General features: G+C 69.0%; 21 protein-coding genes. 15 read left to right on the plus strand and 6 right to left on the minus strand.

What is annotated here, in order from left to right:
- The first annotated feature begins 4 nt into the window (after nucleotides 1-4).
- The 3 genes from LTV02_RS02175 (at nucleotide 5) to LTV02_RS02185 (ending at nucleotide 5703) form a co-directional block, all read left to right on the plus strand.
- On the plus strand, nucleotides 5-3244 hold the full coding sequence (locus tag LTV02_RS02175; protein ID WP_233037639.1) for a hypothetical protein: 3240 nt from the start codon (nucleotides 5-7) through the stop codon (nucleotides 3242-3244).
- A 346-nt stretch (nucleotides 3245-3590) separates the two neighbouring features.
- Nucleotides 3591-4547: a metallophosphoesterase family protein gene (locus LTV02_RS02180; protein WP_067706332.1), complete on the plus strand. Its 957-nt coding sequence runs from the start codon at nucleotides 3591-3593 to the stop codon at nucleotides 4545-4547.
- Between the two features lie 79 nt (nucleotides 4548-4626).
- Nucleotides 4627-5703, plus strand: a complete 1077-nt coding sequence (locus LTV02_RS02185) for an XdhC family protein (RefSeq protein ID WP_233037641.1) — start codon at nucleotides 4627-4629, stop codon at nucleotides 5701-5703.
- 9 nt (nucleotides 5704-5712) lie between these two features.
- Here LTV02_RS02185 and LTV02_RS02190 read toward each other — a convergent pair whose 3' ends face one another.
- From LTV02_RS02190 to LTV02_RS02200, 3 genes are read right to left on the minus strand one after another with little or no spacing between them, the layout of a single operon-like run.
- Entirely contained in the window at nucleotides 5713-7959 is a 2247-nt protein-coding gene (locus LTV02_RS02190; RefSeq protein ID WP_233037643.1) for a xanthine dehydrogenase family protein molybdopterin-binding subunit, read from the minus strand.
- The gene (locus tag LTV02_RS02195) at nucleotides 7956-8966 is read right to left on the minus strand and encodes an FAD binding domain-containing protein (protein WP_233037645.1); all 1011 of its coding nucleotides are present in this window, start codon (nucleotides 8964-8966) and stop codon (nucleotides 7956-7958) included. The genes LTV02_RS02190 and LTV02_RS02195 overlap by 4 nt, the downstream gene beginning before the upstream one ends.
- Complete coding sequence (locus tag LTV02_RS02200) at nucleotides 8963-9511, minus strand: (2Fe-2S)-binding protein (protein ID WP_332909554.1); 549 nt, start codon at nucleotides 9509-9511, stop codon at nucleotides 8963-8965. The genes LTV02_RS02195 and LTV02_RS02200 overlap by 4 nt, the downstream gene beginning before the upstream one ends.
- Nucleotides 9512-9748: 237 nt before the next feature.
- On the opposite strand from LTV02_RS02200, the gene npt reads away from it, so the two are divergent.
- The 5 genes from npt to LTV02_RS02225 all read left to right on the plus strand — a co-directional run bounded on the left by npt (nucleotide 9749) and on the right by LTV02_RS02225 (nucleotide 14237).
- Nucleotides 9749-10426 carry a 4'-phosphopantetheinyl transferase Npt gene (gene npt / locus LTV02_RS02205; RefSeq protein WP_067706344.1) on the plus strand — a complete coding sequence of 226 codons (678 nt, stop codon included), beginning with the start codon at nucleotides 9749-9751 and terminating at the stop codon, nucleotides 10424-10426.
- The gene (gene truB, locus LTV02_RS02210; RefSeq protein ID WP_233037646.1) at nucleotides 10426-11361 is read left to right on the plus strand and encodes a tRNA pseudouridine(55) synthase TruB; all 936 of its coding nucleotides are present in this window, start codon (nucleotides 10426-10428) and stop codon (nucleotides 11359-11361) included. Before npt ends, truB begins: the two co-directional genes overlap by 1 nt.
- Before the next feature lie 359 nt (nucleotides 11362-11720).
- Nucleotides 11721-12287 carry a hypothetical protein gene (locus LTV02_RS02215; RefSeq protein WP_233037647.1) on the plus strand — a complete coding sequence of 189 codons (567 nt, stop codon included), beginning with the start codon at nucleotides 11721-11723 and terminating at the stop codon, nucleotides 12285-12287.
- A 35-nt stretch (nucleotides 12288-12322) separates the two neighbouring features.
- The gene (locus LTV02_RS02220; protein WP_233037648.1) at nucleotides 12323-13198 is read left to right on the plus strand and encodes a LysR family transcriptional regulator; all 876 of its coding nucleotides are present in this window, start codon (nucleotides 12323-12325) and stop codon (nucleotides 13196-13198) included.
- 307 nt (nucleotides 13199-13505) lie between these two features.
- Nucleotides 13506-14237: an SDR family oxidoreductase gene (locus LTV02_RS02225; RefSeq protein WP_233037655.1), complete on the plus strand. Its 732-nt coding sequence runs from the start codon at nucleotides 13506-13508 to the stop codon at nucleotides 14235-14237.
- On the opposite strand, the gene LTV02_RS02230 is transcribed toward LTV02_RS02225, so the two are convergent.
- Nucleotides 14234-14899 carry a metal-dependent transcriptional regulator gene (locus tag LTV02_RS02230; protein WP_157575230.1) on the minus strand — a complete coding sequence of 222 codons (666 nt, stop codon included), beginning with the start codon at nucleotides 14897-14899 and terminating at the stop codon, nucleotides 14234-14236. The genes LTV02_RS02225 and LTV02_RS02230 overlap by 4 nt on opposite strands.
- A 248-nt stretch (nucleotides 14900-15147) precedes the next feature.
- Here LTV02_RS02230 and LTV02_RS02235 point away from each other — a divergent pair, with 248 nt between their 5' ends.
- The 6 genes from LTV02_RS02235 to LTV02_RS02260 all read left to right on the plus strand — a co-directional run bounded on the left by LTV02_RS02235 (nucleotide 15148) and on the right by LTV02_RS02260 (nucleotide 23960).
- On the plus strand, nucleotides 15148-16104 hold the full coding sequence (locus tag LTV02_RS02235; protein WP_067706357.1) for a bifunctional riboflavin kinase/FAD synthetase: 957 nt from the start codon (nucleotides 15148-15150) through the stop codon (nucleotides 16102-16104).
- Nucleotides 16105-16196: 92 nt separating this feature from the next.
- Nucleotides 16197-16466 (plus strand): 30S ribosomal protein S15, encoded by a 270-nt coding sequence (gene rpsO / locus LTV02_RS02240; protein WP_067706360.1) that lies wholly within the window; start codon nucleotides 16197-16199, stop codon nucleotides 16464-16466.
- Between the two features lie 401 nt (nucleotides 16467-16867).
- Nucleotides 16868-19129: a polyribonucleotide nucleotidyltransferase gene (locus tag LTV02_RS02245; protein WP_067706363.1), complete on the plus strand. Its 2262-nt coding sequence runs from the start codon at nucleotides 16868-16870 to the stop codon at nucleotides 19127-19129.
- A gap of 113 nt (nucleotides 19130-19242) precedes the next feature.
- Nucleotides 19243-20520, plus strand: coding sequence for a M16 family metallopeptidase (locus LTV02_RS02250; RefSeq protein ID WP_233041448.1), 1278 nt, complete (start codon nucleotides 19243-19245; stop codon nucleotides 20518-20520).
- A gap of 76 nt (nucleotides 20521-20596) precedes the next feature.
- On the plus strand, nucleotides 20597-22525 hold the full coding sequence (locus LTV02_RS02255) for a serine/threonine-protein kinase (RefSeq protein ID WP_233037664.1): 1929 nt from the start codon (nucleotides 20597-20599) through the stop codon (nucleotides 22523-22525).
- A 91-nt stretch (nucleotides 22526-22616) separates the two neighbouring features.
- A complete protein-coding gene (locus LTV02_RS02260) occupies nucleotides 22617-23960 on the plus strand; it encodes a VWA domain-containing protein (RefSeq protein ID WP_233037666.1) in 1344 nt (447 codons plus the stop codon).
- Nucleotides 23961-23969: 9 nt separating this feature from the next.
- On the opposite strand, the gene LTV02_RS02265 is transcribed toward LTV02_RS02260, so the two are convergent.
- Together LTV02_RS02265 and LTV02_RS02270 are read right to left on the minus strand one after the other, a co-directional pair.
- Nucleotides 23970-24476: a GNAT family N-acetyltransferase gene (locus LTV02_RS02265; protein WP_233037668.1), complete on the minus strand. Its 507-nt coding sequence runs from the start codon at nucleotides 24474-24476 to the stop codon at nucleotides 23970-23972.
- Between the two features lie 37 nt (nucleotides 24477-24513).
- The gene (locus tag LTV02_RS02270; protein ID WP_233037670.1) at nucleotides 24514-24888 is read right to left on the minus strand and encodes an ArsR/SmtB family transcription factor; all 375 of its coding nucleotides are present in this window, start codon (nucleotides 24886-24888) and stop codon (nucleotides 24514-24516) included.
- A gap of 92 nt (nucleotides 24889-24980) precedes the next feature.
- Between LTV02_RS02270 and LTV02_RS02275 the strand changes: the two genes are divergently transcribed.
- On the plus strand, nucleotides 24981-26186 hold the full coding sequence (locus LTV02_RS02275) for an MFS transporter (RefSeq protein WP_233037672.1): 1206 nt from the start codon (nucleotides 24981-24983) through the stop codon (nucleotides 26184-26186).
- Nucleotides 26187-26291 lie beyond the last annotated feature (105 nt).

Genomic DNA, 26291 nt, shown 5'->3' on the forward strand with positions numbered 1-26291 from the left:
ACCCATGCACGCCTTCGATCCCAACGACTATCGCAAACGGGTGCTGGCCGCCGTCGAGAAGCGCGGGGGTATCGAGCATTCGGATGCGTTCGAGCTGTACGACATTCCGCTCGAAGCCGCGGGGCAGGTCAGCGATGCCGAGGTGCGGGCGCGCGTGGACGAGGTGTGGGCGTTCTGGCAGAAGCAGCGTGACCATCCCAAATACCGGGTGCTGGTCGGGCTGCTCGTCGACGAACACGACGAGCTGAGTTCGCCACTGCTGCAAGCCGCTTCACGGCGGATCGAAGCCGAACGCGTGGGGCGGTTGCGCGAACGCCGCGACGGCGAACGGTTCGAAATGCTGGACACCGCCATCGAACGCCTGGTCGCGCGCTACGGCGGGGTGCCGTCGAGCAAGCTTCCCGGGCTCGAGGACATCGGCAAGATGAGCGGTCTCACCCCCGCCGATATCGCCGCCCGCGTGCGCCGCCACCGCATCCTGGACGAACCGGCCGCCGCCGACCCCGCGCCCGCCCCCGAAGGCGTGAGTCCGCAACGCCGCCAGCAGATCCGCAAACTGCTCGCCGAATACGAACGCCTCCTGCCCGGCGATCCCGTCCCCACCCTCCTGGTCCTGCTCGGCCTCGACTACACCAAAGCCCACCAGACGGGCGAGATCCGCCTGCGCGCCGACGCCCTGCGCGCCCGCACCCGCGAACTCCCGCCCGGCCGCATCCGCGTGGTCCTGGACGAACTCCTCGTCCACATCAGCGACCTCCTCGAATCCGGTGGCGCGACGGTGGACGACTACCGCCAGGCCGTCATCGACGACGCCACCGACCTCCTCCGCCCCCAGCTCCGCGCCGCCGTCCTCGTCGAAGACCGGCTGGTGGCACCGGATTTCGACTTCCTCATCGGCGAAGGCATCGCCGCCGGCCTCGACCGCGCCACCGCCGAGGAGATCATCTTCTTCCTCGCCAACGAACTCGGTACCACCGTCGAAGGCCACGAGCACAAAGCCGGACCCGCCACACCCGTCCGCGCGACCGGCGGAACCCGCCATCCGGGTCGCGGCGGTTCAGCACGCGGTGGCTCGTCCGGGCAGGGTAGGTCGTCCGGACCGGGTGGCTCGTCCGGACCGGGTGGTTCGGCTGTGCCGCAAGGCGGTTCATGGAGCGGGTCCACATCCGGCCACGGCGCTACCCATACCGGCAGCGGTTCTCCCGCCGGAACTTCCAGTGGATCGCAATGGGGCGGAAGCACTTCGCACGGTGCATCTGGCCATACCGGCGGATCTGGCCATACCGGCGGATCTGGCCATACCGGTGCATCTGGCCATACCGGCGGATCTGGCCATACCGGCGCGTCTGGCCAAACCGGCGGATCGGGCTGGAGTGGAAGCACTTCGTACAGCGGGGCGTCCGGTGGCGGCGGTGCGGGTGGATCAAGTTGGGGCACTGGCTCTTCCGGTGGCGGCGCGAGCCATGGCGGTTCTTGGTCGGGTGGTTCGTCCCGCGAATGGGAGGAGCCGCTGAAGGCGGCGCGTGCTGCGTTGCGGCGTGGCCGCCCCAACGAGGCGGCGCAGCACGTGGACCGCGCTCAGCGAAACCTGTACGGCGACAGCGCCGGTCTCACTTCGGTCCGCTCGGTCTCCGACCAGGTCGATCAAGTGCTCAAAGAGGCCGCCCTGCACTGGCGCACCGCCATGTCCGCCTGCGCCGCCCGCCGCTTCACCGAAGCGATATCCGCCCTGGAACACTTGCAGCGCACCGCCTCCGACGTCCCCAACCCGGCTCCCCACGGCCCGACCCTCGAAGCTCTCCTGGCCCAGGCCCGCACCGCCCTTACCGAAGCCGACCGCCAATTCGCGGCCGCTCCACCCGCCCCACCGGCCGTCCGCATGCGCGCCCTGCTCGCCGTCCTCGACATCTGCGCCGACCACCCCGGCACCACCGCCGCCCTCGCCACCGTCGCGGTCAGCCCACCCGGCCGGGTAACCGCAGCCCGCAAACCCGACGGCACCGTCGTCATCAGCTGGACCCCGTCCCCGACCGAACAAGCCGAATACCGCGTCACCCGCCTCCAGCCCGACGGCTCCTGGCGCGTCGTCGGCCGCACCCGAGGCACCGCCCTCGAAGACGGCGGCGCCACCACCGGCCCCCTCCCCGTCTACGGCGTCGTAGCCTCCGTCTCCGGCCAAGCCTCCGAAACAAGCCGCTCCGACGCCCCCACCCCCCAACCCGGCCAAGCCCACCCCGACCGCTCCGCACCCACGCGCACCGGCGCTCCGGCAACCAGCTCACCGACCGGCGTTCCGGTGACCGGCTCACCGACCGGCGTTCCGGCGACCGGCTCACCGACCGGCGTTCCGGCGACCGGCTCACCGACCGGCGTTCCGGCGACCGGCTCACCGACCGGCGCTTCGGCGACCGGCTCACCCACTGGGGCTCCGGCAACCAGCTCACCCACCGGCTACGTCCACCCCGGCCGTACCCCAACGGGTTTCGGGTCCGCGACCACCACCGGCGGCACGCGCCCCGACGAGGCTGCCGCCGGCTACCGCCGTGGCCACGCGGGCAACACCCCCGAAACCTCGAGCCCGGCCGCCGGTGCCGGTACTTCAACCGGAGCGGCCACCAGCCCCACCTCCGCGCCCCACTCCTATCCCGGCCGGGACGCTGCCCAGCCCACAGCCGACGCGGCCCCCAGCTCACCCACCGGCTACGTCCACCCCGGCCGCACCCCAACGGGTTTCGGGTCCGCGACAACCACCGGCGGCACGCGCCCCGACGAGGCTGCCGCCGGCTACCGCCATGGCCACGCGGGCAACACCCCCGAAACCTCGCGCCCGGCCGCCGGTGCCGGTACTTCAACCGGAGCGGCCACCGACCCCACCTCCGCGCCCCACTCCTACCCCGGCCGGGACGTCGCCCAGCCCGCAGCCGACGCGGCCCCCAGCGGCATGCCGGCCGTCCGCACTCTCGCGGTCAGCGCCGGCCTGCTCACCTTCGACTGGCCCACCGGCATCACCGAAGTCATGGTCGTAGCCCGCCCCGACGCCCCGCCCATCGACCCCAAGGACTCCCAGGCCCGCAGCTGGAAGGTCACCAACACCCGCTACCAGATCGACGGCGGCGTGAAACTCCCGCCCGACCTCCCTCGCCCGTGCCACCTGGCCATCGCTTCGTGCCGCCGCGACCAGTCCGGAACTCTCACCGTCGCAACCGGTTTCGCCCCGACCGCCCACATCCACTGGGTCGGCTGACCGCGGCCGGTCCGGCGGGTCGGGGGCCGGGTCTGTTGCATGGCGCTGGTGCGTCTGTTGCCCGGGTGGGCAGCGGTGCCGGGCTCGGTAGGTCGTTCGTGATCGGCCGAACGTGCTTCGGGCCCCGGCGGTGGCGTGTACCGCAGTCGGCGAGTGGGGTGAGCACGGTGTGGTTGTCGCCGCGCCTTGGTTGACCTGAAACGGGGCGCGGGGAAATGTTTCTTCCAGCCCGGTCGCGGCGTGGTTGTGCGGGGTGGTGCGGGGGCGGGGGAGGGGGCGTGGGAATCTGGGGGAAGCCGGGGCTGTTGGTGCGTAGTCCGGGGCGAGAGCAGAGAGGCGGAGCCGAGTGGTTGCGAAACTGGTGGCGGTGAGCGACATTCATGTCGGGCATCAGGGCAATAAGCCGGTGGTGGAGGCTATTCGGGCGGATTCGCCGGAGGATTGGCTGATTCTGGCGGGGGATGTGGGGGAGAAGACCGACGATTTCCGGTGGGCGCTGGAGACTTTGCGGGGGCGGTTCGCGAAGGTTATCTGGGTGCCGGGGAATCACGAGTTGTGGACTACCGCAAAGGATCCCGTGCAGATGTTCGGGGCCGCCAGGTATGACTATCTGGTTTCTATTTGCCGGGATCTGGATGTGCTGACGCCGGAGGATCCGTTTCCGGTGTGGACGGGGGCGGGGGCGGAGCAGTTCGGCGGGGCGGTGACCTTGGTGCCGATGTTCACGCTGTACGACTATTCGTGGCTGCCGGAGGGGGCGCGGAACAAGGCCGAGGGGCTGGCCATCGCCAAGGATCGCAATGTGGTGGCGACCGACGAGTTCCTGCTGTCGTCCGAGCCGTATCTGACCCGGGATGCCTGGTGTCACGCGCGGGTGCAGTACACGCAGCGGCGGTTGGACGCGCTCGCGCCGGAGACTCCGGTGGTGCTGATCAATCATTGGCCGCTGGTGCGCAAGCCGGTGGACATGATGTGGTACCCGGAATTCGCGCTGTGGTGCGGCACCGATCTGACCTCGGACTGGCACACCAGCTACAACGTCGTGGCCATGGTGTACGGGCACCTGCACATTCCGCGGACCACCTGGTACGACGGGGTGCGGTTCGAGGAGGTTTCGCTCGGCTATCCGCGCGAGTGGCAGCGGCGCGGGCTGCCGGACCAGTTGCTGCGGCAGATCCTGCCGGTGCCGGATTACGGGGATTCGCTGAACGAGTGGGGCGGGCACTTCAAGATCACGCCGGAGATGGCGGCCGCCGCGGCGCAGATGAAGGCGCAGATCCAGAAGCGGCGCGGGGTGGAATGAGCCCGGCGGCAGGTTGCTGCTGCATTGCCACATTGGGGCGAAACGTGCATATCGGACGCTGACCTGTGATGATGGGGTCGTGCGTGATGTGCTGCCCCAGTTGATCGATCGGGTCCGCCGAGGCCCGGTCGCGCTGGCGCGCATAGTCGCGGTGAGCGGGGCCGGCCCGCGTGAGGTCGGCGCGGCCATGGTCGTCACGAACGCGCACGAGGTCATCGGCTCCCTGTCGGGCGGATGCGTGGAATCGGCCGTGGTCGATGCCGCGACGACCGTGCTGACCACCGGCGAGGCGGTGCTCGAGCATTTCGGCATAGCCGACCCGGACGGCCTGGCGATCGGCCTCACCTGCGGCGGCGAACTCGAGGTCTTCATCGAACGCGTGGATGCCGCCCACCTGCCCGCACTCGAAGCGCTCGCTTGCGATATCGCGGCCGCCCGCCCGGTCGCCCTGAGCTCGACCTTGGCCGCCGCCCCGCAATGGCGGCTCATCGGGTCACCCGAGCCGGGTCCGGATCCGAGCGTCGTGAGCCGCGATGCCGTGCATATGGCCCAAGCCGGGCGCAGCGGCCTGATCGGATCGGACGAGTGCGAGGGGACCGCGTTTCCGGCGCGGGCGTTCGTGCAGAGTTTCGGCCCGCCCGCGCGCATGATTCTGGCGGGTGCGAACGATTTCGTGCGTGCGTTGAGCAGGCTCGGCGCACAGCTCGGATATCACGTCACAGTGGTCGACGCGCGTGAAACCTTCACCACCGCAGCGCGTTTCCCGTCCGCCGATGCGGTGGTGGTGGATTGGCCGGACCGGTATCTGCGTCAGGAGCAGCTGGCCGGTCGCATCGACGCGCGCACGGTGGTGTGCGTCCTCACCCATGACACGAAGTTCGATGTTCCGACGCTGGCGGTGGCGCTGGGCATCGAGGAGATCGGGTTCGTCGGTGCCCTAGGTTCTCGCCGCACCGACGCGGATCGGCGAGAACGTTTGCGCGCGAGCGGAATCGGCCCGGAGCAGTTGCGGCGGTTGCACAGCCCGGTCGGGCTGGACTTGAACGCCTCGACCCCGGATGAGACCGCGGTCTCCATCGCGGCACAGGTCATCGCGGAGTCCGGCGGTGCGTCGGGCCGCCCGCTGAACACCACGGACGGCCCGATCCATCACTGAATGCCGTTGTCAGAGCAGGTGTTCGATCCGCACCGGTATCTCGCGCAACGTCTTGCCGGTGGCATGCCGGATCGCATTGACGATGGCCGCCGCCGCACCCACCATCCCGAGCTCGCCGAGCCCCTTCACACCCAGCGGGTTCACCACCGAGTCCTCGACCTCCACGAACGAGATATCCACTTCGGGCGCATCGGCATTCACCGGCAGCAGGTATTCCAGCAGTGAGGCGTTCGACCACCGCCCGTCCCGCGGATCGCCGATGCTGCCCTCCATCAGCGCCTGCGACAGCCCCCAGTTCAGCCCGCCCAGCACCTGACTGCGCGCCAGCTTGGCATTGAGCACCCGCCCGGGCGCGAACGCGCCCACCATCCGCCGCACCCGCACCAGTCCGAGGTCGGCGTCCACCGCCACTTCGGCGAACTGCGCCCCGAAACTCATGCACCCGTACGGCATGTCCTGCGCGGGCGGATACCAGGCTCCGATGGCATCCAGATCGATGAGGTGGTTGCGGCTCAGCAGCTCCGAATACTCCTCGCCCACAAATGGATTCAGTCGCAACCGCAGCGCCCCGTCCCGGGCTTCGATCTTGTCGACGGTGTGATCGTGCAGCGGCGACCCGGAATCGGCGAGCGCCAGCCCGATCAGCTGCCCGCGCAGATCCTCACACGCCGTGTGCACCGCCGCACTGATGATCCCCGCACCCATGGACCCCACGGCCGCGGCGATATTCGGATAGTCGGTGTCCCCGATATCCACCCGGATGCGCTCGAACGGAATCCCCAGCACATCCCCGGCCACCTGCGCCATGGTGGTCGCCACCCCGGTCCCGAAGTCCTGGGTGCCCGCCTGCACGATCAGCGACCCGTCGGCCAGCAGCCGCACGTGCGCCCGCTGCGGCTGCCCGGGCTGATACACCGGATACCCGGCCGTCCCCATCCCCCAGCCGATCAGCCAGTTCCCGGACCGCCCCGGCCCGGCCCGCCGCTGTTCGGCCGACCATCCGAACCGCTGGGCGGCCTGCCGCACACACGCGGCATAACCGTCCGAACTCCACGGATGCCCGCTCTCCGGATCGATGACCGCGTGATTGCGCAACCGCAACTCCACGGGATCCATACCGAGCTGATCGGCCATCTCCTCCACCGCGCATTCCATGGCCACCATGCCGGACGCCTCACCCGGCCCGCGCATGAACGTCGGCGTCATGGTGTTGCCGCGGACGAGGCGATATCGCCCTTCCCAGTTGGGAATTCCGTACGCCTGCCCGGCGACGCTGAGCGACAGTTCCGCCCAGTCGTCGAAAGTCGAAGTGACGGAGAGCTTGTGATGCCGCAACCCGGTGAACGTGCCGTCAGCGTCGGCGGTGAGGGTGACCCGCTGTTCCTGTTCCTCGCGTAATCCGGTGCCGTAGAACATCTGCTCCCGGTTCAGCACCACCTTCACCGGCCGCCCGAGTTCGCGCGCCAGTATCGGCGCGAGCGTGACGTGCGGCCACATCATGGCCTTGCCGCCGAATCCGCCGCCCACATAGTGCGCGATCACCCGCACATTGCTGGGCGACATGCCGAGGTAGGCGGCCACGGTGGCCTGGGTGGCGGTGACGCCCTGGGTGGCGTCGTAGATCGTGACGGTGTCGCCGTCCCATTCCGCCGCGGTGGCCGAGCATTCGATCGGATTGTGATGGTTGGCCGCGAAATGGAAAGTGGCGTCGACGGTGTGGGCGGCCGCCCGCGCCGCCGCTTCGAAGTCGCCGCGCGCCTGCACCGCCGGAACCAGGCCGCAGAAGATCTGGTCCGGCTGGTATTGCGCAGCGCGCCCGTCGTCCAGCCGGATCACCGCCTCGCGCGGGTCGTAGCGCACGTCCACCAGTTCGGCCGCCTGCTGCGCGGCCTCGAAGGTGTCGGCCAGCACCACCGCGATCGGCTGCCCGTAGTAGTGGATCGTGTTGTCCTGCATGGGAAAGAACGTCTGACCGGGTGCGGGCCCGCCGTACGCGGATGGGAAAACCGGCGGCACGGCGGTCACCTCGGGCAGGTTCTCGTGCGTGTAGACGGCTACCGCGCCGGCCGCCAGGGCCGCGCTCGTATCGATGGAAACCACTGTGCCGCTGCCGATCCGCGCCCCGACGAGCACCGCGTGCGCGATCCCCTGCAACGGCACCTCCGCCGTGTACCGCGCCGCCCCGGTGATCTTGGCGCGCCCGTCGACCCGATCGAAGCCCCGCCCGACCAGCAAGCCCGGAACCGTGGCGGTCATCGCGCACCGCCCAGCGGATCGACGCGCGGTCCGACGGTCTCCAGCGCCCGCACCAGGGTCCGCTGCGCCAGCACCACCTTGAAGGCGTTCATCGGATGCGACCCGTCGGCCGCCTCCAGCTCCGCCGCCGCGGCCTTCGCGAAATTCGCTGTGGTGGCAGCCTTCCCGATGAGCTGCGCCTCGGCCGTACGCGCCCGCCACGGCTTCGTACCCACCCCGCCCAGCCCGATCCGCACGTCCACCACCGTCCCGTCGGCCACGTTCAAAGCCACCGCCGCCGAGGTGAGCGCGAACTCGTAGGACTCGCGATCCCGCACCTTCAGATAGTGCGAATTCTTGGCGAACGGCAGGGCGGGCACCTCGATTCGCGTGATCAGCTCGTCCTCCGCGATCGGATGCTCGAGCTGCGGCGTGCTGCCCGGCAGCAGGAAGAAGTCGTCGAAGGCGACGGTCCGCTCACCGCGCGGTCCCCACACCGTCACCGTGGCGTCCAGGGCCACCAGCGGAATCGCCACATCGGACGGATGGGCGGCGAAGCAGGACGCACTGGTGCCGAGAATCGCGTGCCCCCGGTGCATTCCGTCCACCGCCGCGCACCCCGACCCGGGATCCCGTTTGTTGCACGCGTTTCCGGGCTCCCGGAAGTATGCGCACCGCACCCGCTGCATGAGATTGCCGCCCAGGGTGGCCATATTCCGCAGCTGCGCCGACGCCCCCTTCTCCAGGGCGACCGAGAGGAACGGATACCGTTCCCGCACACCGGCTTCCGCCGCGACCTCGCTCATGGTGGCCAGCGCGCCGATCCGCAGGCCGCCGTCGGCCGTATGTTCCAGCCCGCCCAGCGGCAGCCAGGTGATGTCCACGACATTGTCCGGTTCCATCGCCCCGGTGCGGAGCATGTCCACCAGCGTCGTCCCGCCGGCCAGGAAAACCGTGCGGGGCCGCGCGGTCACGGTGCTCACCGCCTGCTCCACGGTGCTGGGCCGGGCATAGGAGATGGGTTTCACGGCAGCTCACCGTCCTTGCGCGCCATGGCATCTCGTCCGCCGCATACCGCCTCGCGAATGTTCTGGTAGGCCGCGCACCGGCAGATATTGCCGCTCATCCACTCGGCGATCTCGCTCTCGGACCCCGCGTGACCCTCCTCGACGCATTTGATCGCCGACATGATCTGCCCGGGAGTGCAATAGCCGCACTGGAATCCGTCCGCCGCCAGGAACGCCTGCTGCACCGGATGCAGTTCGTCACCGTCGGCCACGCCCTCGATGGTGGTGACCTCGCGTCCCTCGGCGGCCAGCGCCAGGGTCAGGCAGGCCAGCACCCGCCGATTGTCGATCCACACCGTGCAGGCTCCGCAACCGCCCTGGTCACAGCCCTTCTTGGTACCGGTCAGGTGCAGGTGTTCGCGCAGGGCGTCCAGCAGGCTGGTGCGGGGTTCGAGCACGGTGAAATGGTCGTGGCCGTTGACCCGCAGCGTGGTCATGATGCGCGACGGCCCGATGAATTCGGCGGGCGGCGCACTGCCGCGTCCCGTCGAGGGTTCGACTGTCATACCTCGCCTCCTGCCTCGCGAAGCCACGATGGGCCGCGATATGTGTGCTGGACCGCGTTCGGATATGAACCAGCAAAAGACTAGCAACCATCGCCGGGGTGCGCGCGGCGAAGGCTGGACCCGAACACACCGGCGAACCGGGATCCGCCCGGCCGGTAGGCTCGTTGCGGCAAGTGGCGGTGCGATCAGGAGGCGGTCATCGAGGAGCGGGCAGTCGCGGCGACGGAGTCGGCGCGCATGATCGGCAGAATTCTTCCCGAGGGTGTGGCCGCGGCCGAACTGGTCGCCTACCCCGAGGGCCTGCAGCCGCACCCCGGCGAAGCGCATCTGATCGAGCGTGCGGTGGAGAAGCGCCGCCGCGATTTCATCGGCGCGCGGCACTGCGCGCGGCAGGCCCTGACGCAGCTGGGGGAGCAGCCGGTCGCCATCGGCAAGGGCGGGACGGGCGAGCCGTTGTTCCCGCGCGGCATCGTCGGCAGCCTCACCCACACCGCCGGCTATCAGGCCGCGGTGCTCGGGCACCGGCTGCGGTTCCGGTCCATCGGCATCGATGCCGAACCGCACGAAGCCCTGCCGAACGAGGGCGTGCTGGAGGCGACGAGCCTGCCGGAAGAACGCGAATGGCTCGCCGCGGTGCTCCCGGAAACCGGTCTGCACCTGGACAAACTGCTGTTCTGCGCCAAAGAGGCCACCTACAAGACGTGGTTCCCGCTGACCGGCCGCTGGCTGGGGTTCGAGGAAGCGCACATCACCTTCACCGTGGACGAGGAGTCCGGCACTGGCGGTGCGGGCACGTTCCACAGCCGGTTGCTGGTGCCCGGTCACGTCACCGACGGCGGCGCGCCGCTGACCGCGTTCGACGGCCGCTGGGTGATCACCGACGGCATCATCCTGACCGCGATCGTGGAGGCCTGATGCGAGAGAAGCGGACACCCCTGGTCGATGCCCTCGGCGGCCTGCTGATCATCGACAAGGACGGCGGCTGGACCAGTCACGATGTGGTGGCGAAATGCCGCGGCATCGTGCGGACCAAGAAGGTCGGGCACGCGGGCACCCTGGATCCGATGGCGACCGGCGTGCTCGTGCTCGGCGTGGAACGAGCCACCAAGATGCTCGGGCAGCTCATCCTCACCACCAAGGCGTACTCGGCGACCATCCGGTTGGGGCAGGCCACCGTCACCGACGATGCCGAGGGGGAGACCACCGCCACGACGGCCGCCGGACATCTCACCGATGCCGAAATCGCCTCGGGCGTAGCCGAATTGACCGGCGACATCATGCAGGTGCCCGCCACCGTCAGCGCCATCAAGATCAACGGTGAGCGCGCCTACGCCCGTGCCCGCGCCGGCGAGGACGTGGAGCTGGCCGCCCGCCCGATCACCGTGAGCCGCTTCGATATCCTGGCGCGCCGCGACATCGACACCGGCACAACCACTTTCGTCGATCTGGACGTCGAGGTGGAATGCTCCTCCGGCACCTACATCCGCGCACTTGCTCGCGATCTGGGCGAAAAGCTCGGCGTCGGAGGCCATCTCACCGCCCTGCGCCGCACCGCGGTCGGACCCTTCACACTCGAGCACGCCCGCACCCTCGAACAGCTGAGCAAGGCCGCCGAAGCCGGTGACCCGCTGCTCAGCCTCGATATCGACGAGGCCGCCCGCGCCGCCTTCCCGACCCGCGACATCACCGACCAGCAGGCCGAGGACCTCCGCAACGGGCGGTGGCTGGACCCCATCGGCATCAAGAGCGTCTATGCCGCGATCGATTCCGAGGGCCACGCCATCGCCCTGCTCCAAGAGAGCGGCAAGCGAGCCGCCTCCGTCATGGTCGTCCGCCCCGCCAATCTCTGAGCGCCTTCTCGGAACCGCCATGACCCTGGTTCTGGGGGCGTAATGGCCTTCTGCCGCATCGCGATACGTACGTACCGGAGCATTCGGCATGGAGGTAGATGGTGATGCGTAGGTGGGGGCTGTGGCGAACCGGGATCGCACTCGGTGCACTGGCATTGGTGGCGGCATGTGAACCGGCCGAATCGAACTCGGGCTCCGCAATCAGCTCGCCGAGCGCGTCTCCGAGCCGTCCCATGGTCGCGGTGCTCCCCTCGGGAGAGGTGATGGTCCCGGCGCGAGGAGCTTCGACGACGTCGTTGTCGGCCATCAAGCCGCCCATCGCTACCGAGCCGGCGTCGAGACCGGCAGGCAACGGCACGGTGACCATCAAGACCGCGTCGTTGCAGGGCGTGGCGATTCCCTATGTGCCGGTGCATCTTCGGCTATATCAGCCGTGCGATCCGGCCGGGCACGATCGGGCCGAGGGCACTCCGGAAGTGCAGCGGTTCGACGGCGTCACCGGGCTCGACGGTCAGGCGGTATTCACCGTTCCGGTGGGCTGCTACGGGTTCGACATGGACGCTGTGCCGGGCACCAACCCGGTGCCCGAGGGCATGCACACCCTGTTCGTCGAGAAGGACGGGCAGCAGGTGGCGGGCAATCTGCGCTTCCAGGACCCGGCTCCCGAGCCGGTGTGCGCGCAGCAGACCATCGGTCACGATCTGAAGGTCGAGTCCCGGCTCAGCAGCGCCACTGCCAAAGTGACCGGATGCGACGGGAACTGGTCGGTCATCGCCTGGGATGTGCAGGGCGACAGTCAGCGCATCGTCAAGCACACCGCGTCCGGGTGGACCACCTATGTCGGATTCCCGCACGATGTCTGCTGGGCGAAGGCGCGGAAAGACGGTGTGCCGGACCGGTTGAAGGAGTACTTCACCAGCTGTTGAGTGACCGGGCGCGCGGACCCGCCTACAGTTCGAGGGTGGAATTGCGGCAGTTGCGGTACTTCGTGGCGGTGGCGGAGGAGTTGCACTTCCGCCGCGCCGCGGAACGCTTGTTCATCTCGACGCCGACGCTGAGCCAGCAGATTCGGGCCATCGAACGCGAAGTGGGTGGGCCGCTACTGATCCGCGGTACCCAGGGGGTCGAATTGACCGCTGCCGGTGAGGTTTTGCTGAAGAACGCGCGCACCGTCCTGGACGTGGCGGACACCGCGCTGCGCGAAACCCGCGCGGTCGCCCAGCCGGGCCGCTCCGTGTTCCGCCTCGGCGTCGTCAACGGGGCCCCGTCCTGGCTGCCCGCCCGCATCGAAGCCCTGCTGAAGTCGCGGCAGCCCGGGGCGCGGGTGATCCTCACCGGCGGCCCGAGCGCGGACCAGGTGCGGCTGCTCGATCGTGAGGAAGTGGATCTCGCGGTATTGCGCATGCCGGTCCGCCTGCCCGACCACCTCGCGCACACCCCGGTGGCGGACGAGGAACTCGGCGTGGTCATGTCCCGCGAACACGAACTCGCGACCCTCGAGGCGATCGCCCCCGCACACCTGAAGGGCCGCGAACTGATCATGTTCGCCCGCGACGCCGCACCCGACCTCCACGACTCCCTGCTCACCCAGCTCCGTCAGCGCGGCGCGGCGATCTCCCTGAGCGACAGCGCCATGAGCCACGCCCAAATGCTCGCCCTGCTCCCACTCCGCCCCGCCGCCGTCGGCCTCGGCTCCGCCCGCACCGCCACCACCCCCGGCCTGGTCTGGCGCCCCCTGCTGCCCACGCCCCTCGTGGTCACCTACATCGCGGCTTGGCGAGCCACCGCCCGCAACCCCGTGCTACGCGCCGTCGCCCAGGTACTGACTACTGGTTGAACAACTCTCGTGACTCTCAGGGGCAAGCCCCTGAAACCCCGGTGCGAGAAGGTGGGGCGAGCCCCTGACAGCCCGGCACGAGGGGGTGGTCAAGCCCTGGAACGCCACTGCGTGACGAAAGTGGGGCGCGGCCTTGCACACCGGAGGGCTGCCGGAGGCCGACCACGGAACGGCGGGGGAGCGGTGTGCCGGAACGGCAGGGAGCGGCGTGCCGGAGTGGTGGTGAGCTGGGTTGTTAGGTTCGGCCACATACGGGTTCGATGACGCGTCGTGGACCGGGGGCGGCTGTCGTTGTTGGCTGAAAGGCATGACGGACAACGGAATTCGGGAAATCGGGCGGGCGGTCGTGGTGGGCGGCGGGTCCGGGATGGGGCAGGCTATCGCCGACGCGTTGCTGGCGGCGGGCGGTGAGGTGACCATCGTGGGGCGATCTCAGGCGCGGTTGGCGGATGCGGTGCGGGAGCTCGGTGACGGCAAGCTGAGTGCCGTTGCCGCGGATGTGAGTGACGAGGCGCAGGTGGCGCGGCTGTTCGAGACGGTCGGCGAAGTCGATCATGTGATTACGACCGCCGCGCATGTCGCCGGGGCGTACGGGCCGGTCCGGGAGTTCGACTTCGATACGGGGAGAGGGTTTCTGGAGTCCAAGTTGATCGGCTCGATGCTGCTGGCCAAGCACGCCCGCATCGCGGCAGGCGGCTCGCTCACCTTCACTTCCGGAATCGCCGCGTACCGTCCGGCGGCGGGCGGTGCGATGGTGGCCTCGGTGAATGCCGCGCTGGAGGGGCTGGCGCGGGCGCTGGCCATCGAGCTGGCGCCGAACCGGGTGAACGTGGTTTCTCCGGGCTGGGTGCTGACCGGGGTATGGGATCAGATGCCCTGGCCCGACAAGGACGAACGGCACCGGGCGATGGCCGAGAAGCTGCCCGCCGGTCGCCTGGGCCGCCCGGAAGACATTGCGGCGGCGGTGCTTTCGCTGGTGCGCAATCCGTTCATCACCGGCACCGTCCTGCATGTGGACGGCGGGCACCGCCTGGTCTAGACCTCGGTCAGCCAGATGGCCTCGGCGGCGATGCTGCCGAGGTCCACGGTGCGCTCGTCGAGGCGGATGGCGATGGTGCCGGCGAAATCGCGGCGCTCCTCGACCGTGATCGGCGTATCGAGCGCGATGCCGAGCGAATCGAAGTACCGCAGCATGGCCGGATCCGAATCGGAAATCCGTGCCACCCTGCCGGTTTGGCCGTCGTTGAAATCGCTGAGCTGCTTGGCCGGCGGCGTCGGCACCGCACCGTCCACCGACGGGATGGGGTCGCCGTGCGGATCCCGGTCCGGGTAGCCGAGTTTGGCGTCGATGCGCGCCATCAGGGTCTCGGAGACGGCGTGCTCCAGAACTTCCGCCTCGTCGTGCACCTCGTCCCAGCCGTAGCCGAGCTCGTTGACGAGGAAGGTCTCGATGAGCCGATGCCGGCGCACCATGGCCACGGCGGCGCGGCGGCCGTCCGCGGTGAGCGTGATGGACCCGTACCGGGCGTGCTCGACCAATCCCTGATCGGCGAGCTTGCGGACCGCCTCCGACACCGTGGAGGCCGAGACGCCGATCTTCTCCGCGAGCAGTTTGGTGGACACCTTCTCCGGCGACCATTCCTGCGCGGTCCAGATCACCTTCAGGTAGTCCTGGGCGACCGAGGACAGCACCGGCGCCATGTTCACGCCATCGGGCGCGGAGTCTCCGTCGGGTGCGGAAGCGGCGGACGGATCGGCCAGCTCGCGGCGCGTGGCGATGTCTCGTTTTCCGGGCACATACCCGAGCTTAGGCACAGTACGTCCGGTTTCCCACATCGGCGCGCGTGCTGGTAAGAGCACGTGAACACGGGGTGTCGGGTGTGCTTCTTCTGTGCGAGATCCGCACCGCCGAATATTGTCCGTGATGCGGTTTGCGTAGGCTTCCCACTGTGCAGAGATGGCGAAGTCTCGATGAGATGCCCGCGGAGTGGGGCCGGTGTGTGCTCACCATCGGCGTGTTCGATGGCGTACACCGCGGTCACGCGCAGCTCATCAGCCGTGCGGTGAAATCCGCTGCGGTGCGGGGCGTTCCGTCGGTGCTCATGACATTCGATCCGCATCCCCTGGAAGTGGTGCGGCCCGGTTCGCATCCGGCGCAGCTGTCCACCCTGGACCGGCGCGCGGAACTGGTCGAAGAGCTCGGCATCGACGTGTTCGTGGTGATGCCGTTCACCCGCGAGTTCATGAAGCTGACTCCGCAGGAATACGTGCAGGAACTGCTGGTGAACCGCCTGCACGTGGCCGAGGTCGTGGTGGGGGACAACTTCACCTTCGGCAAGCAGGCGGCGGGCACCGTGGACACCATGCGCGAGCTCGGCCGCGAACTCGGCTTCGACGTGGACGGGGTGCAGTTGCTCGGCGAGCACGCGGTCACCTTCTCCTCCAGCTACATTCGCCGCTGCCTGGCCGATGGCGATATCGCCGCCGCGGCCGAAGCGCTGGGCCGCCCGCATCGCCTGGAGGGCGTGGTCGTGCACGGCGACGGACGCGGCAAGGGGCTCGGCTTCCCGACCGCGAACGTGGCGCCGACCATGCACGCGGCGATCCCGGCCGACGGCGTCTACGCGGGCTGGTTCACCGTGCTGAACGAGGACGACCCGCTCGCGGGCCGGCAGTTCATGGCCGCCATCTCGGTCGGCACCAACCCCACCTTCGACGGCCGCAACCGCACCGTCGAACCGCATTTGCTGGACTTCGACGCCGACCTCTACGGCAAGCGCGTAGCGGTCGATTTCGTCGATCAGCTGCGCGGCATGCGCAAGTTCGAATCCATCGACGAGCTGGTGCAGGCCATCGCGAGAGACGTGGACCAGGCCCGGAAAGTCCTCACTCCGGACGACGTGTAAACTGGCCCGTCGGGTTTGCTGCGGTTCGCGGCGGCGCCCAACCGGGTCTCCCGGTCAATTCCGAGCGCGGACTGAAACAACAGGAGTTATCTGTGGCTCTCACCACTGAGCAGAAGAAGGCGATCCTCGCCGAGTACGGCGTGCACGAGAAGGACACCGGTTCCCCGGAGGCCCAGATCGCGCTGCTGTCGAAGCGTATCGCCGACATCACCGAGCACCTCAAGAAGCACAAGCACGACCACCACACCCGCCACGGTCTGATGGCGCTGATCGGTCGTCGCAAGCGGCTCTCGAAGTACCTGCAGAACAACGACATCGAGCGTTACCGTTCGCTGATCGAGCGTCTCGGCCTGCGTCGCTGATCGCAGCGACACACTCCGACTGCCATAGGTAGTTGACGAACCAGCCAACGAGGAGGCTTAGAATCTCCCCGTTGGCTTTTTCGCGTATCCGGCCGAAGTCCCCAACACAGGGGGAATCCAGCCGGATACGCGGCAACGAACAAGCCGTATGCACCCGCCGCGTGGCGTCGGTCTTCGGTAGTGGCTTTTCGGCAAGCGCGCAGTAAAGAGGACATTGCGCTGCCGGAGGGCTTCGATCGATGACCGCCTCCGCGTCGCCGTACCCAAGGGGGTTCGGCCGGGTGTGCTGACAGCGACCACGAGGGTCGCCGTTCGCCCATGCCGGGTACGGCTTGACGAGCCGGATTGCGCGCACACCGTACGTGCGCAGCCGGCGAAGACGAGAGGTTGAGAAGAGAAAAATGTCTGACACAGTGACGTCGTCGGCCGTAGAGGTCGAGCCCGGCGTTTTCGAGTCCGTGGCCCTGATCGACAACGGCGCCTACGGCACCCGCACCATCCGGTTCGAGACCGGCCGCCTGGCCAAGCAGGCCGCGGGTTCGGTCGTCGCCTACCTGGACGACGAGACCATGCTGCTGTCGGCGACCACCGCCGGCAAGCACCCCAAGGACCAGTTCGATTTCTTCCCGCTGACGGTGGACGTCGAAGAGCGCATGTACGCCGCGGGCCGCATCCCGGGCTCGTTCTTCCGTCGTGAGGGCCGCCCCTCCACCGACGCCATCCTGACCTGCCGCCTGATCGACCGGCCGCTGCGCCCGTCCTTCGTCGACGGTCTGCGCAACGAGATCCAGGTCGTCGTGACCGTCATGTCGCTGGATCCGCAGGATCTGTACGACGTGGTCGCCATCAACGCGGCGTCGGCCTCCACCCAGATCGCCGGTCTGCCGTTCTCCGGCCCGGTCGGCGGCGTGCGCGTCGCCCTGATCGAGGGCCAGTGGGTCGCGTTCCCGACCGTCGAGCAGCTGGAGAAGGCCGTGTTCGACATGGTCGTCGCCGGTCGCGTGGTCGACGGTGACGTCGCCATCATGATGGTCGAGGCCGAGGCCACCGACAATGTGCTGGCTCTGATCGCCGACGGCGCCTCGGCGCCGACGGAAGCCGTTGTGGCCGAAGGCCTCGAGGCCGCCAAGCCGTTCATCGCCCGCCTGTGCAAGGCGCAGCAGGACCTGGCCGCGCTGGCGTCCAAGCCCACCGAGGAGTTCCCGCTCTTCCTGCCCTACGAGGCCGACGCGTTCCAGGCCGTCGAGGGCACCGCGAAGGCGGAGCTGAACGAGGCGCTGTCCATCGCGGGCAAGCAGGAGCGCGAGGAGAAGATCGACGAGATCAAGCTCTCCGTGCTGTCCTCGCTCGCCGAGTCCTTCGAGGGCCGCGAGAAGGAACTGGGCGCGGCGTTCCGTTCGCTCACCAAGAAGCTGGTGCGCCAGCGCATCCTGACCGACAGCTTCCGCATCGACGGCCGTGGCCTGGCGGACATCCGCGCGCTCTCGGCCGAGGTCGCGGTCATCCCGCGCGCCCACGGTTCGGCGCTGTTCGAGCGTGGCGAGACCCAGATCCTGGGCGTCACCACCCTCGACATGGTCAAGATGGCGCAGCAGGTCGACTCGCTCGGCCCGGAAACCTCCAAGCGCTACATGCACCACTACAACTTCCCGCCCTACTCCACCGGTGAGACCGGTCGCGTGGGCTCGCCCAAGCGTCGCGAGATCGGCCACGGCGCGCTCGCCGAGCGCGCCCTGATGCCGGTGCTGCCGTCGCAGGAGGAGTTCCCGTACGCCATCCGCCAGGTGTCGGAAGCGCTGGGCTCCAACGGTTCCACCTCGATGGGCTCGGTCTGCGCCTCCACCCTGTCGCTGCTGAACGCCGGTGTGCCGCTGAAGGCCCCCGTCGCCGGTATCGCCATGGGCCTGGTGTCGGACACCGTGAAGAACGACAAGGGTGAGGACGAGGTCCGCTACGTGGCCCTCACCGACATCCTGGGCGCCGAGGATGCCTTCGGCGACATGGACTTCAAGGTCGCCGGCACCCGCGAGTTCGTGACCGCGCTGCAGCTGGACACCAAGCTCGACGGCATCCCGTCGCAGGTTCTCGCCGGTGCGCTGAACCAGGCCAAGGACGCTCGCTACACCATCCTCGATGTGATGGCCGAGGCCATCAACACCCCGGACGAGATGAGCCCGTACGCTCCGCGCGTCACCGCCATCAAGATCCCGGTGGACAAGATCGGCGAGGTGATCGGGCCCAAGGGCAAGGTGATCAACCAGATCACCGAGGACACCGGTGCGAACATCTCCATCGAGGACGACGGCACCGTGTTCGTCGGCGCGACCGACGGCCCGTCCGCGCAGGCCGCCATCGACGCCATCAACGCCATCGCCAACCCGCAGCTGCCGAAGGTCGGCGAGCGCTTCCTGGGCACGGTCGTGAAGACCACCGCCTTCGGCGCTTTCGTCTCGCTGCTGCCGGGACGCGATGGCCTGGTGCACATCTCGAAGCTGGGCAACGGCAAGCGCGTCGCCAAGGTCGAGGATGTCGTCAACGTGGGTGACAAGATCCGCGTCGAGATCGCCGATATCGACAACCGCGGCAAGATCTCCCTCGTCCCGATCGACGAGGATGCGGACAACTCCGACGCCGCAGCTGCGGTCGAGGCCGCTGCCGAGTAGAAACTGTCTGTGTGACGAAGAAGAAGTCGGAATCCCCCTCGCTCCGCAATTCGGAGCAGGGGGGTTCCTCTCTTGTCCAGCATTCCGCCGACCTCCCGTCCGCCGATACCGGCGTGCGGAAAACCGTGCTGCCCGGCGGACTACGGGTAGTGACCGAACATGTGCCGGGCGTGCGCTCGGCGTCCGTCGGCGTCTGGGTGGGCGTCGGTTCGCGCGACGAAGGCCCGACCGTGGCCGGCGCCGCGCACTTCCTCGAGCATCTGCTGTTCAAGGCGACGCCGACGCGGTCCGCGCTCGATATCGCCGAGGCCATGGATGCCGTCGGCGGTGAACTGAACGCGTTCACGGCCAAGGAACAGACCTGCTACTACGCCCACGTCATCGACGAGGACCTGCCGCTGGCGGTGGATCTGGTCTCGGATGTGGTGCTGCGCGGGCTGTGCCGGGCCGAGGACGTGTCGGTGGAACGCCAAGTGGTGCTGGAAGAGATCTGCATGCGCGACGACGATCCCGAGGACATGGTCGGGGACGCGTTCCTGACCGCGCTCTTCGGCGATCATCCGATCGGGCGACCGGTGATCGGCAGCGTCGAGACCATCGAATCGATGCAGGCGCACCAGCTGCGGTCGTTCCATCTGCGGCGCTACCGGCCCGACCGGATGGTGGTCGCGGTGGCCGGCAATATCGAACACGATCACGTGGTCGAACTGGTGTACCGGGCCTTCGCCGATCGCCTGGACAGCGGGCAGGAACCGGCGCCGCGCCGGGAAGGCAAGTTCCGGCCGCGCACGAATCCGGAACTGCTGCGCATTCACCGCGACAGCGAACAGGCGCACCTGGTGTTCGGCACCCGCGCTTTCGGCCGCCACGAAGGCGAGAAGCGGTGGCCGCTGTCGGTGCTCAACACCGTGCTCGGCGGTGGACTGAGTTCACGCTTGTTCCAGCGCATCCGGGAAGAACGCGGCCTGGCGTACTCGGTGTACTCCAGCGTCGACACCTTCGCCGATACCGGCGCGTTCTCGGTCTACATCGGCTGCCAGCCCGAAAACCTCGGGCGGGTGGCGACTTTGGCGCGCGGCGTGCTGGAAGAAGTGGCCGCCAATGGCATCACCGATGCCGAATGCGCGCGTGCCAAGGGCTCTTTGCGCGGCGGACTGGTGCTCGGGCTGGAGGATTCCGGCTCCCGCATGAACCGCATCGGGCGCAGCGAACTCAGCTACGGCAACCATCGCAGCGTGTCCGAAACCCTCGCTCGCATAGACGAAGTCACCACCGCGGAAGTCTCGAAAATCGCGGCCGCGCTGCTCTCCCGCCCCTACGGGGTCGCGGTCGCCGGACCCTACCGGCGCACGCGTGACCTGCCCGCGGCGGTCCGCCATCTGGTGGATTGAGCGAACACCTGTGTGCTGACCGCCACCCCTCGGCCGGTCATGGCTATGATCGCCGTGGCCGGTTGTTGGAGGGGATGTGCTCGAACCAGGTGAGAAGTTCGCCGGGTATGTGATCGAACGTGAGTTGGGTCGTGGCGGTATGGGTGCGGTGTACCTCGCCCGTCACCCCCGGCTGCCGCGTTGGATCGCCTTGAAGCTGCTCAACGCGGAATTCCACGGTGACAGCGAGACTCACGCGCGCTTCGAGCGCGAAGCCGATCTAGCCGCGCGCCTGAACCATCCCGGCATCGTGACCGTCTACGACCGCGGGGTCGAGAACGGGCGGCTGTGGATCGCCATGCAGTACGTGGACGGGGTCGAAGCCGAATCCGTTCCGGTGGAGGAACTGCCGCCCGCGCGGGCCGTGGAGATCGTCACCGCCACCGCCGAAGCCCTGGACTACGCGCACCGGGTCGGCGTGCTGCATCGAGATGTGAAGCCCGCCAATATCCTGCTGGCCCGCGAGACCCGGGAGCAGCAGCCGGGCGTGCTGCTCACCGATTTCGGGATCGCCCGCCTGCAGGAGGACAACGCCCAGCTGACCGATTCCGGCGCGGTCATGGCGACCCTCTCCTACGCCTCGCCCGAACAGCTGTCGAACCAGCCCGTCGATTCGCGCTCCGACCAATATGCCTTGGCGTGCACGCTGTTCCGGCTGCTCACCGGATCGATGCCGTTCCCAGCCACCGATCCGGGCGCGATCGTCAAGGCGCACCTTTACGACAGTCCGCTGCCGATCGCGAGCCTGCGGCCCGGATTGCCCGTCGGGCTGGATCCGGTGCTGGCGCGCGGGCTGGCCAAGAAGCCGGACGAGCGGTACCGGACCTGCGCCGAGTTCGCGGCAGCCGCCTGGCGGGCCATGGAGGCCGCGGCGGGCTTGCCCGGGCCGCCGCGGCCGGTCGAAACCGCCACCCGCAGTTCGGGTGTGCACCATCGGGCGCCGGACTCGGCGCGGCAGCGCTCCGGTGCGAACGGCGCGCCGCGCTCCGGTGGAAGTGGCGCCGGGCAGCGACCCGGCGGGAATTCGGTCCAGCGAGCCGGCGGGACCGGATCGGTCCGAGTTCCGGAAGGCCCGAACGTGCCCCGCCGCGGCGCCGCACCGAACGGCCGCGCCGCCGCGAACCCCGAAACCGGTGCCGCGCACCGAAGACCGGGCCGGCCCCCCACCCCGGGTCGACCGGGCACCGATCCCGGCCGCCGGGCGGAAGCGTCCGGCCGCACCGGTACCACCGGTACCGTCACCCGAACCGGCACGACCGGCGGCGCCAGACGCCGCCCGTCCACCGGCCGCACCGGCATGGTCAATATCGCCCAGCTGTTCGCCCCGCGCTCCGGCCGCCACCTGAAAGTGACTGCCGCCGAACCCGAACGGGCCCGCCGCGCCCGCCTGTGGGCCATCGCGGTAGCCGTCACCTGCCTGGCGGCTGTCCTCGGCCTCACCATCCTGTTGACGTCCCCGTCCGGCCAATCCGCGAAAACGAAGTCCGCGCCCCCCGAAATCGTCGAAATGTCGGCCGCTTTCCCCAAGGTCGTCCCCCGCGAAGGCACCGCGGGCACCGGCTTCGCGGGCGCCACCTGCCGTGTGGTGGACCCCGAAACCGCCGACTTCAAAGCCCGCGTGGCCTTCGACGGCTGGACCTCCGCCTGGCAGTGCACCTACACCGCCGGCCACGACGTCCAGGAGTACGCCCTCTTCGCCTACCGCAATGTGGCTGCCGCCCAATGGGCCTCCAGCCAGGCCCGCCTCACCTCCTCCACCGTCGACGAGCCCACCTTCACCGAAACCAACAACGGCAAGACCTACACCAACCGCCGCTTCGACCGTTCCCCCGACAAACCCTCCACCGTCTTCCTCACCTCCTTCTTCGACGACCCCAAACGCGAGAAGTTCCTCCTCTTCACCAAGGGCGACCCCGCCACCCCCAGCGGCGTCGTCGACTGGTGGAAAACCCTGCCCCTCGGCTGATTTACGCCGCCGGCGGCCTCGATCCGGTCGTGTGGTGGCGATTCATCCCATTGGGAAAGACCTGAGGCGGGAAGTGGGGGAGACTGGCAGCGTGAATCTGAGCAAGGGTGCCAATGTGCCGGTTGCCGCCGCTGCTGTGCGGGCGGTGCTCGCGTGGTCGGGTGGGCCGGGGGTGCCGGGGATCGATGCGTCGGCGTTGCTGCTCACCGCGTCCGGGAAGGTGCGGTCGGATGCGGATTTCGTGTTCTACAACCAGCCGGGGCATCCGAGTGGGGCGGTGCGGCATGCGGGGAAGCAGGGGACCGCTGATGCCGTTGATGTGAATCTGGCTGGGCTGGAAGCGGATATCGACCGGGTCGCGTTGTGTGCTTCCGCCGACGGCGGGACGTTCGGGCAGGTGCCCGGGCTGCATCTGTTGTTGCTGGATGCGGCGTCGGGGGCGCAGCTGGCGCGGTTCGATATCGCCGCCGGGCCGGAGACCGCGATGCTGGGTGGTGAGTTGTACCGGCGGGGCGGGGCGTGGAAGTTCCGGGCGGTCGGGCAGGGGTGGGCCAGCGGGCTGGCCGGGCTGGCAACGGATTTCGGCATCACCGTGGACGATGCGCCTGCGGCTCCACCTGCCACGCATGCGCCGGCGCCGGGCCAACAGCCTTCGGGTGCGGGCAATATTCGCCTGACCAAGGGCGAGGAGCGGCTGCCCATCGATATGCGGAAGCGGTTGTCGCTGCGGAAGGAACAGGTCGCGGTCAGCCTGGCCAAGCAAGGGGCGCAGGGGCTGACGGCGCGGGTGATTCTGGTGCTGGACGCGTCCGGGTCGATGACGATGCTGTACGAGAAGGGCGTCATTCACCGCGTGGTGGAGCGAATGGCCGCTGTCGCCGCGCAATTGGACGAGAACGGGTCGATGCAGGCGTGGACCTTCGCCAGTAATCCCGCCCGGCTGCCTGATCTGACCATCGCCGAACTCCCGCAGTGGATGCAGCTGCACGTCCGCTGCGGTCAGCTGAAGCTGTTGCCGGGGCGCGCCCGCAATCTGCAGCCGGGGCAGGTGGATATGCGTCAGGTGGGCATCCAGAACGAGGAGCAGAAGGTGATCCAGGAGGTGCGCGGGTACGTGCACGCCACACCGCAGCGGTCCGCGACGCTGGTGCTGTTCTTCTCCGACGGCGGCGTCTACAAGAACCGGGAGATCGAGCAGCAATTGCGGGCCGCGGTCGAGGAGCCGATCTTCTGGCAGTTCATCGGACTCGGCAGCCGCAACGGGTACGGGGTGCTGGAACAGCTCGACACCATGGCGGGCCGCCGCGTCGACAATGTCGGCTTCTTCGCCGTCGACGATATCGACACGGTCAGCGACGCCGAGCTGTACGACCGCCTGCTCTCGGAATTCCCGTCCTATGTGCGGGCCGCGGGGCAGGCGGGCATCCTGCGCTGAGCGCCGGGCTCAGAGCTCCAGACGCATGGCCGTGCGCGGCCAGCGATCCAGGCCCAGTTCGGCTTCGTGCACGCGGATCTTGTGCAGATCCGGGGTGAGTTCGTCGTCGGCGAGCCGCCGGAACCCCAGACGCTCGTAATACGGTGCGTTCCACGGCACTTCGACGAACGTGGTGAGCGACAGCGCGGGCAGCCCGGCGGCGCGGGCGCGGTCCGCGAGATGCTCGATCAGCGCCCGCCCCAGCCCGCGATGGGCGGCGTCCGGATGCACCGACACCTGGGCGATGTGCTCGGTGTCATCGGCGGGCTCACTCACCAGATAGGCCAGGGGCGTGTCGTTTTCATCGACGCTGACCCAGGCCCGGCCCGCACGCCGGTACTCCTCGAGCCGCTCCAGACTCGGCGGTTCATCGTCGGCGATCTCGAGCATGCCGATGGCGCGGAACGGTTCGCCGGCGGCGACCTCGATATCCTGCAGGGCGGTCAGATCCTCGGCGGTGGCGGCACGAATGCGCATGGGCTGACGGTAGCGCTCCGCCGCCCGCCGCGGCTGCCTATTTTGCCGCGCGATTCGCGCCGGCGGGCTCGGTGTCGGGCCGGGCGCGATTGGCGGCGTCGATGACCGCGTCCAGCAGCCCGGGCAGGGCGCGGCGGACATCCTCGGCACGCAGCGAGACGTAGGTATTGCCGTCGGTGGTGAAGCGGGAGGTGATCCCGGCCTCGCGCAGGATCTTGAAATGATGCGCGGCGGTGGACTTGCTCACCGAGTCGTAGAGCGAGGAACAGCGCTGCGGCCCCTCGGAGGCGTCGAGCCGGCGCACCATCTCCAGCCGGACCGGGTCCTGCAGGGCGGCCAGCACGGCGGGCAGCGGAGCCACTTCGGGCAGCGCATCCCCGGTGGCGGCCTGGGCGGCGGCCGGTTCGGTCATGACTTACCTCACTCGACTAGTGGTTTGACGATCATCGAACCTGGCGTAGGGTCAGGTTCGATAACAGTCAAACTTACCTGATGGAGGATGGGATGGCAGCGCCTGCGACGGTCGCGGCTGAATCCGAGCAGGGCGCCCAGACCTGGGCCTACGCGCTGGTGCTGGTCGCCAGCGGCGTGGCGCTCGGCGTTTCCGGCGCGCCCGCTCCGCTCTACGGGCTCTACCAGCAGGCGTGGCACTTCTCGCCGCTCACCACGACTTTCGTCTTCGCCGTCTACGCGGTGGCGGCGCTCGGCGCGGTGCTGGTGTCCGGCCGCATCTCCGATGTGGTGGGCCGGAAGCCGGTGCTGCTCGGCGCTTTCGCGATCATGATCGCCGGGCTGGTGGTGTTCCTGCTCGCCGACAATGTGGCCATGCTGCTGCTGGCCCGCGCCCTGCACGGCGCGGCCGTCGGCGCGACCGTGGTGGCCGGGGCGGCGGCGCTGCTGGACCTGCGGCCGGCGCACGGCGCGCGCTCGGGGCAGCTGTCCGGCGTGGCCTTCAATGTCGGTATGGCCGTGGCGATCCTGGGCTCGGCGGTGCTGGCGCAGTACGCGCCGCATCCGCTGCGCACGCCGTACGTGGCTATCACCATCGCCTGCCTGGCCATCGCGGCCGGGGTGCTGCTGCTGCGCGAACCGCACACCGCGCGCGTGCGGGCCCGCATCACCATCGCCAAACCGGCTGTGCCGCACGAGATCCGCAGCGACTTCTGGTTCTCGGCGCTCGGCGTGATGGCGGCCTGGTCGGTGCTGGGCGTGCTGCTGTCGCTGTATCCGTCGCTGGCCGCGCAGGAGACCGGCATCCACAATCTGGTCTTCGGCGGTGCGGTGGTGGCCGCGACCGCGACGGCGGGCGCGTTCGCGCAGGCGTTCGCGGGCGGCATTCCGGCGCGCCGGGCCGCCATCATCGGCGATGTGGGCATGGCGGCCGCCCTGGTGCTGACCTTGCCCGCGCTCGCCACCGGCAACTGGGTGGTGGTGCTGATCGCCGGGCTGGCGCTCGGCGCGACCTTCGGCCTCGGCTTCGGCGGCTCCATCCGCCACCTGTCCAATGTTGTGCCACAACACAAGCGCGGCGAGACCATGTCGGCCTACTACCTGCTCGCCTACACGGCGCTGGCGCTGCCGACGGTCGTCGCGGGCTGGGCGGCCACCACCTGGGGCCTGACCACGGTGTTCCCCTGGTTCGTGATCGCCGTGGCGGTGGCGTGCCTGATCGCCGCCGGACTGGGACTGCGCCGCAAGGCCACCGCCTGATCTCCTCGGCCGCGCGGTCGGATGACGAGGCCGCCTCCCGGGCGCGTCGCGGTGTGGCGATCGGCGAGTTGCAGTGAAAGTCCTTGTACGCAGGGAAAATACGTG

The sequence above is a fragment of the Nocardia yamanashiensis genome, from assembly GCF_021183565.1.
In the GTDB taxonomy this organism is placed as follows: Bacteria; Actinomycetota; Actinomycetes; order Mycobacteriales; family Mycobacteriaceae; genus Nocardia; species Nocardia yamanashiensis.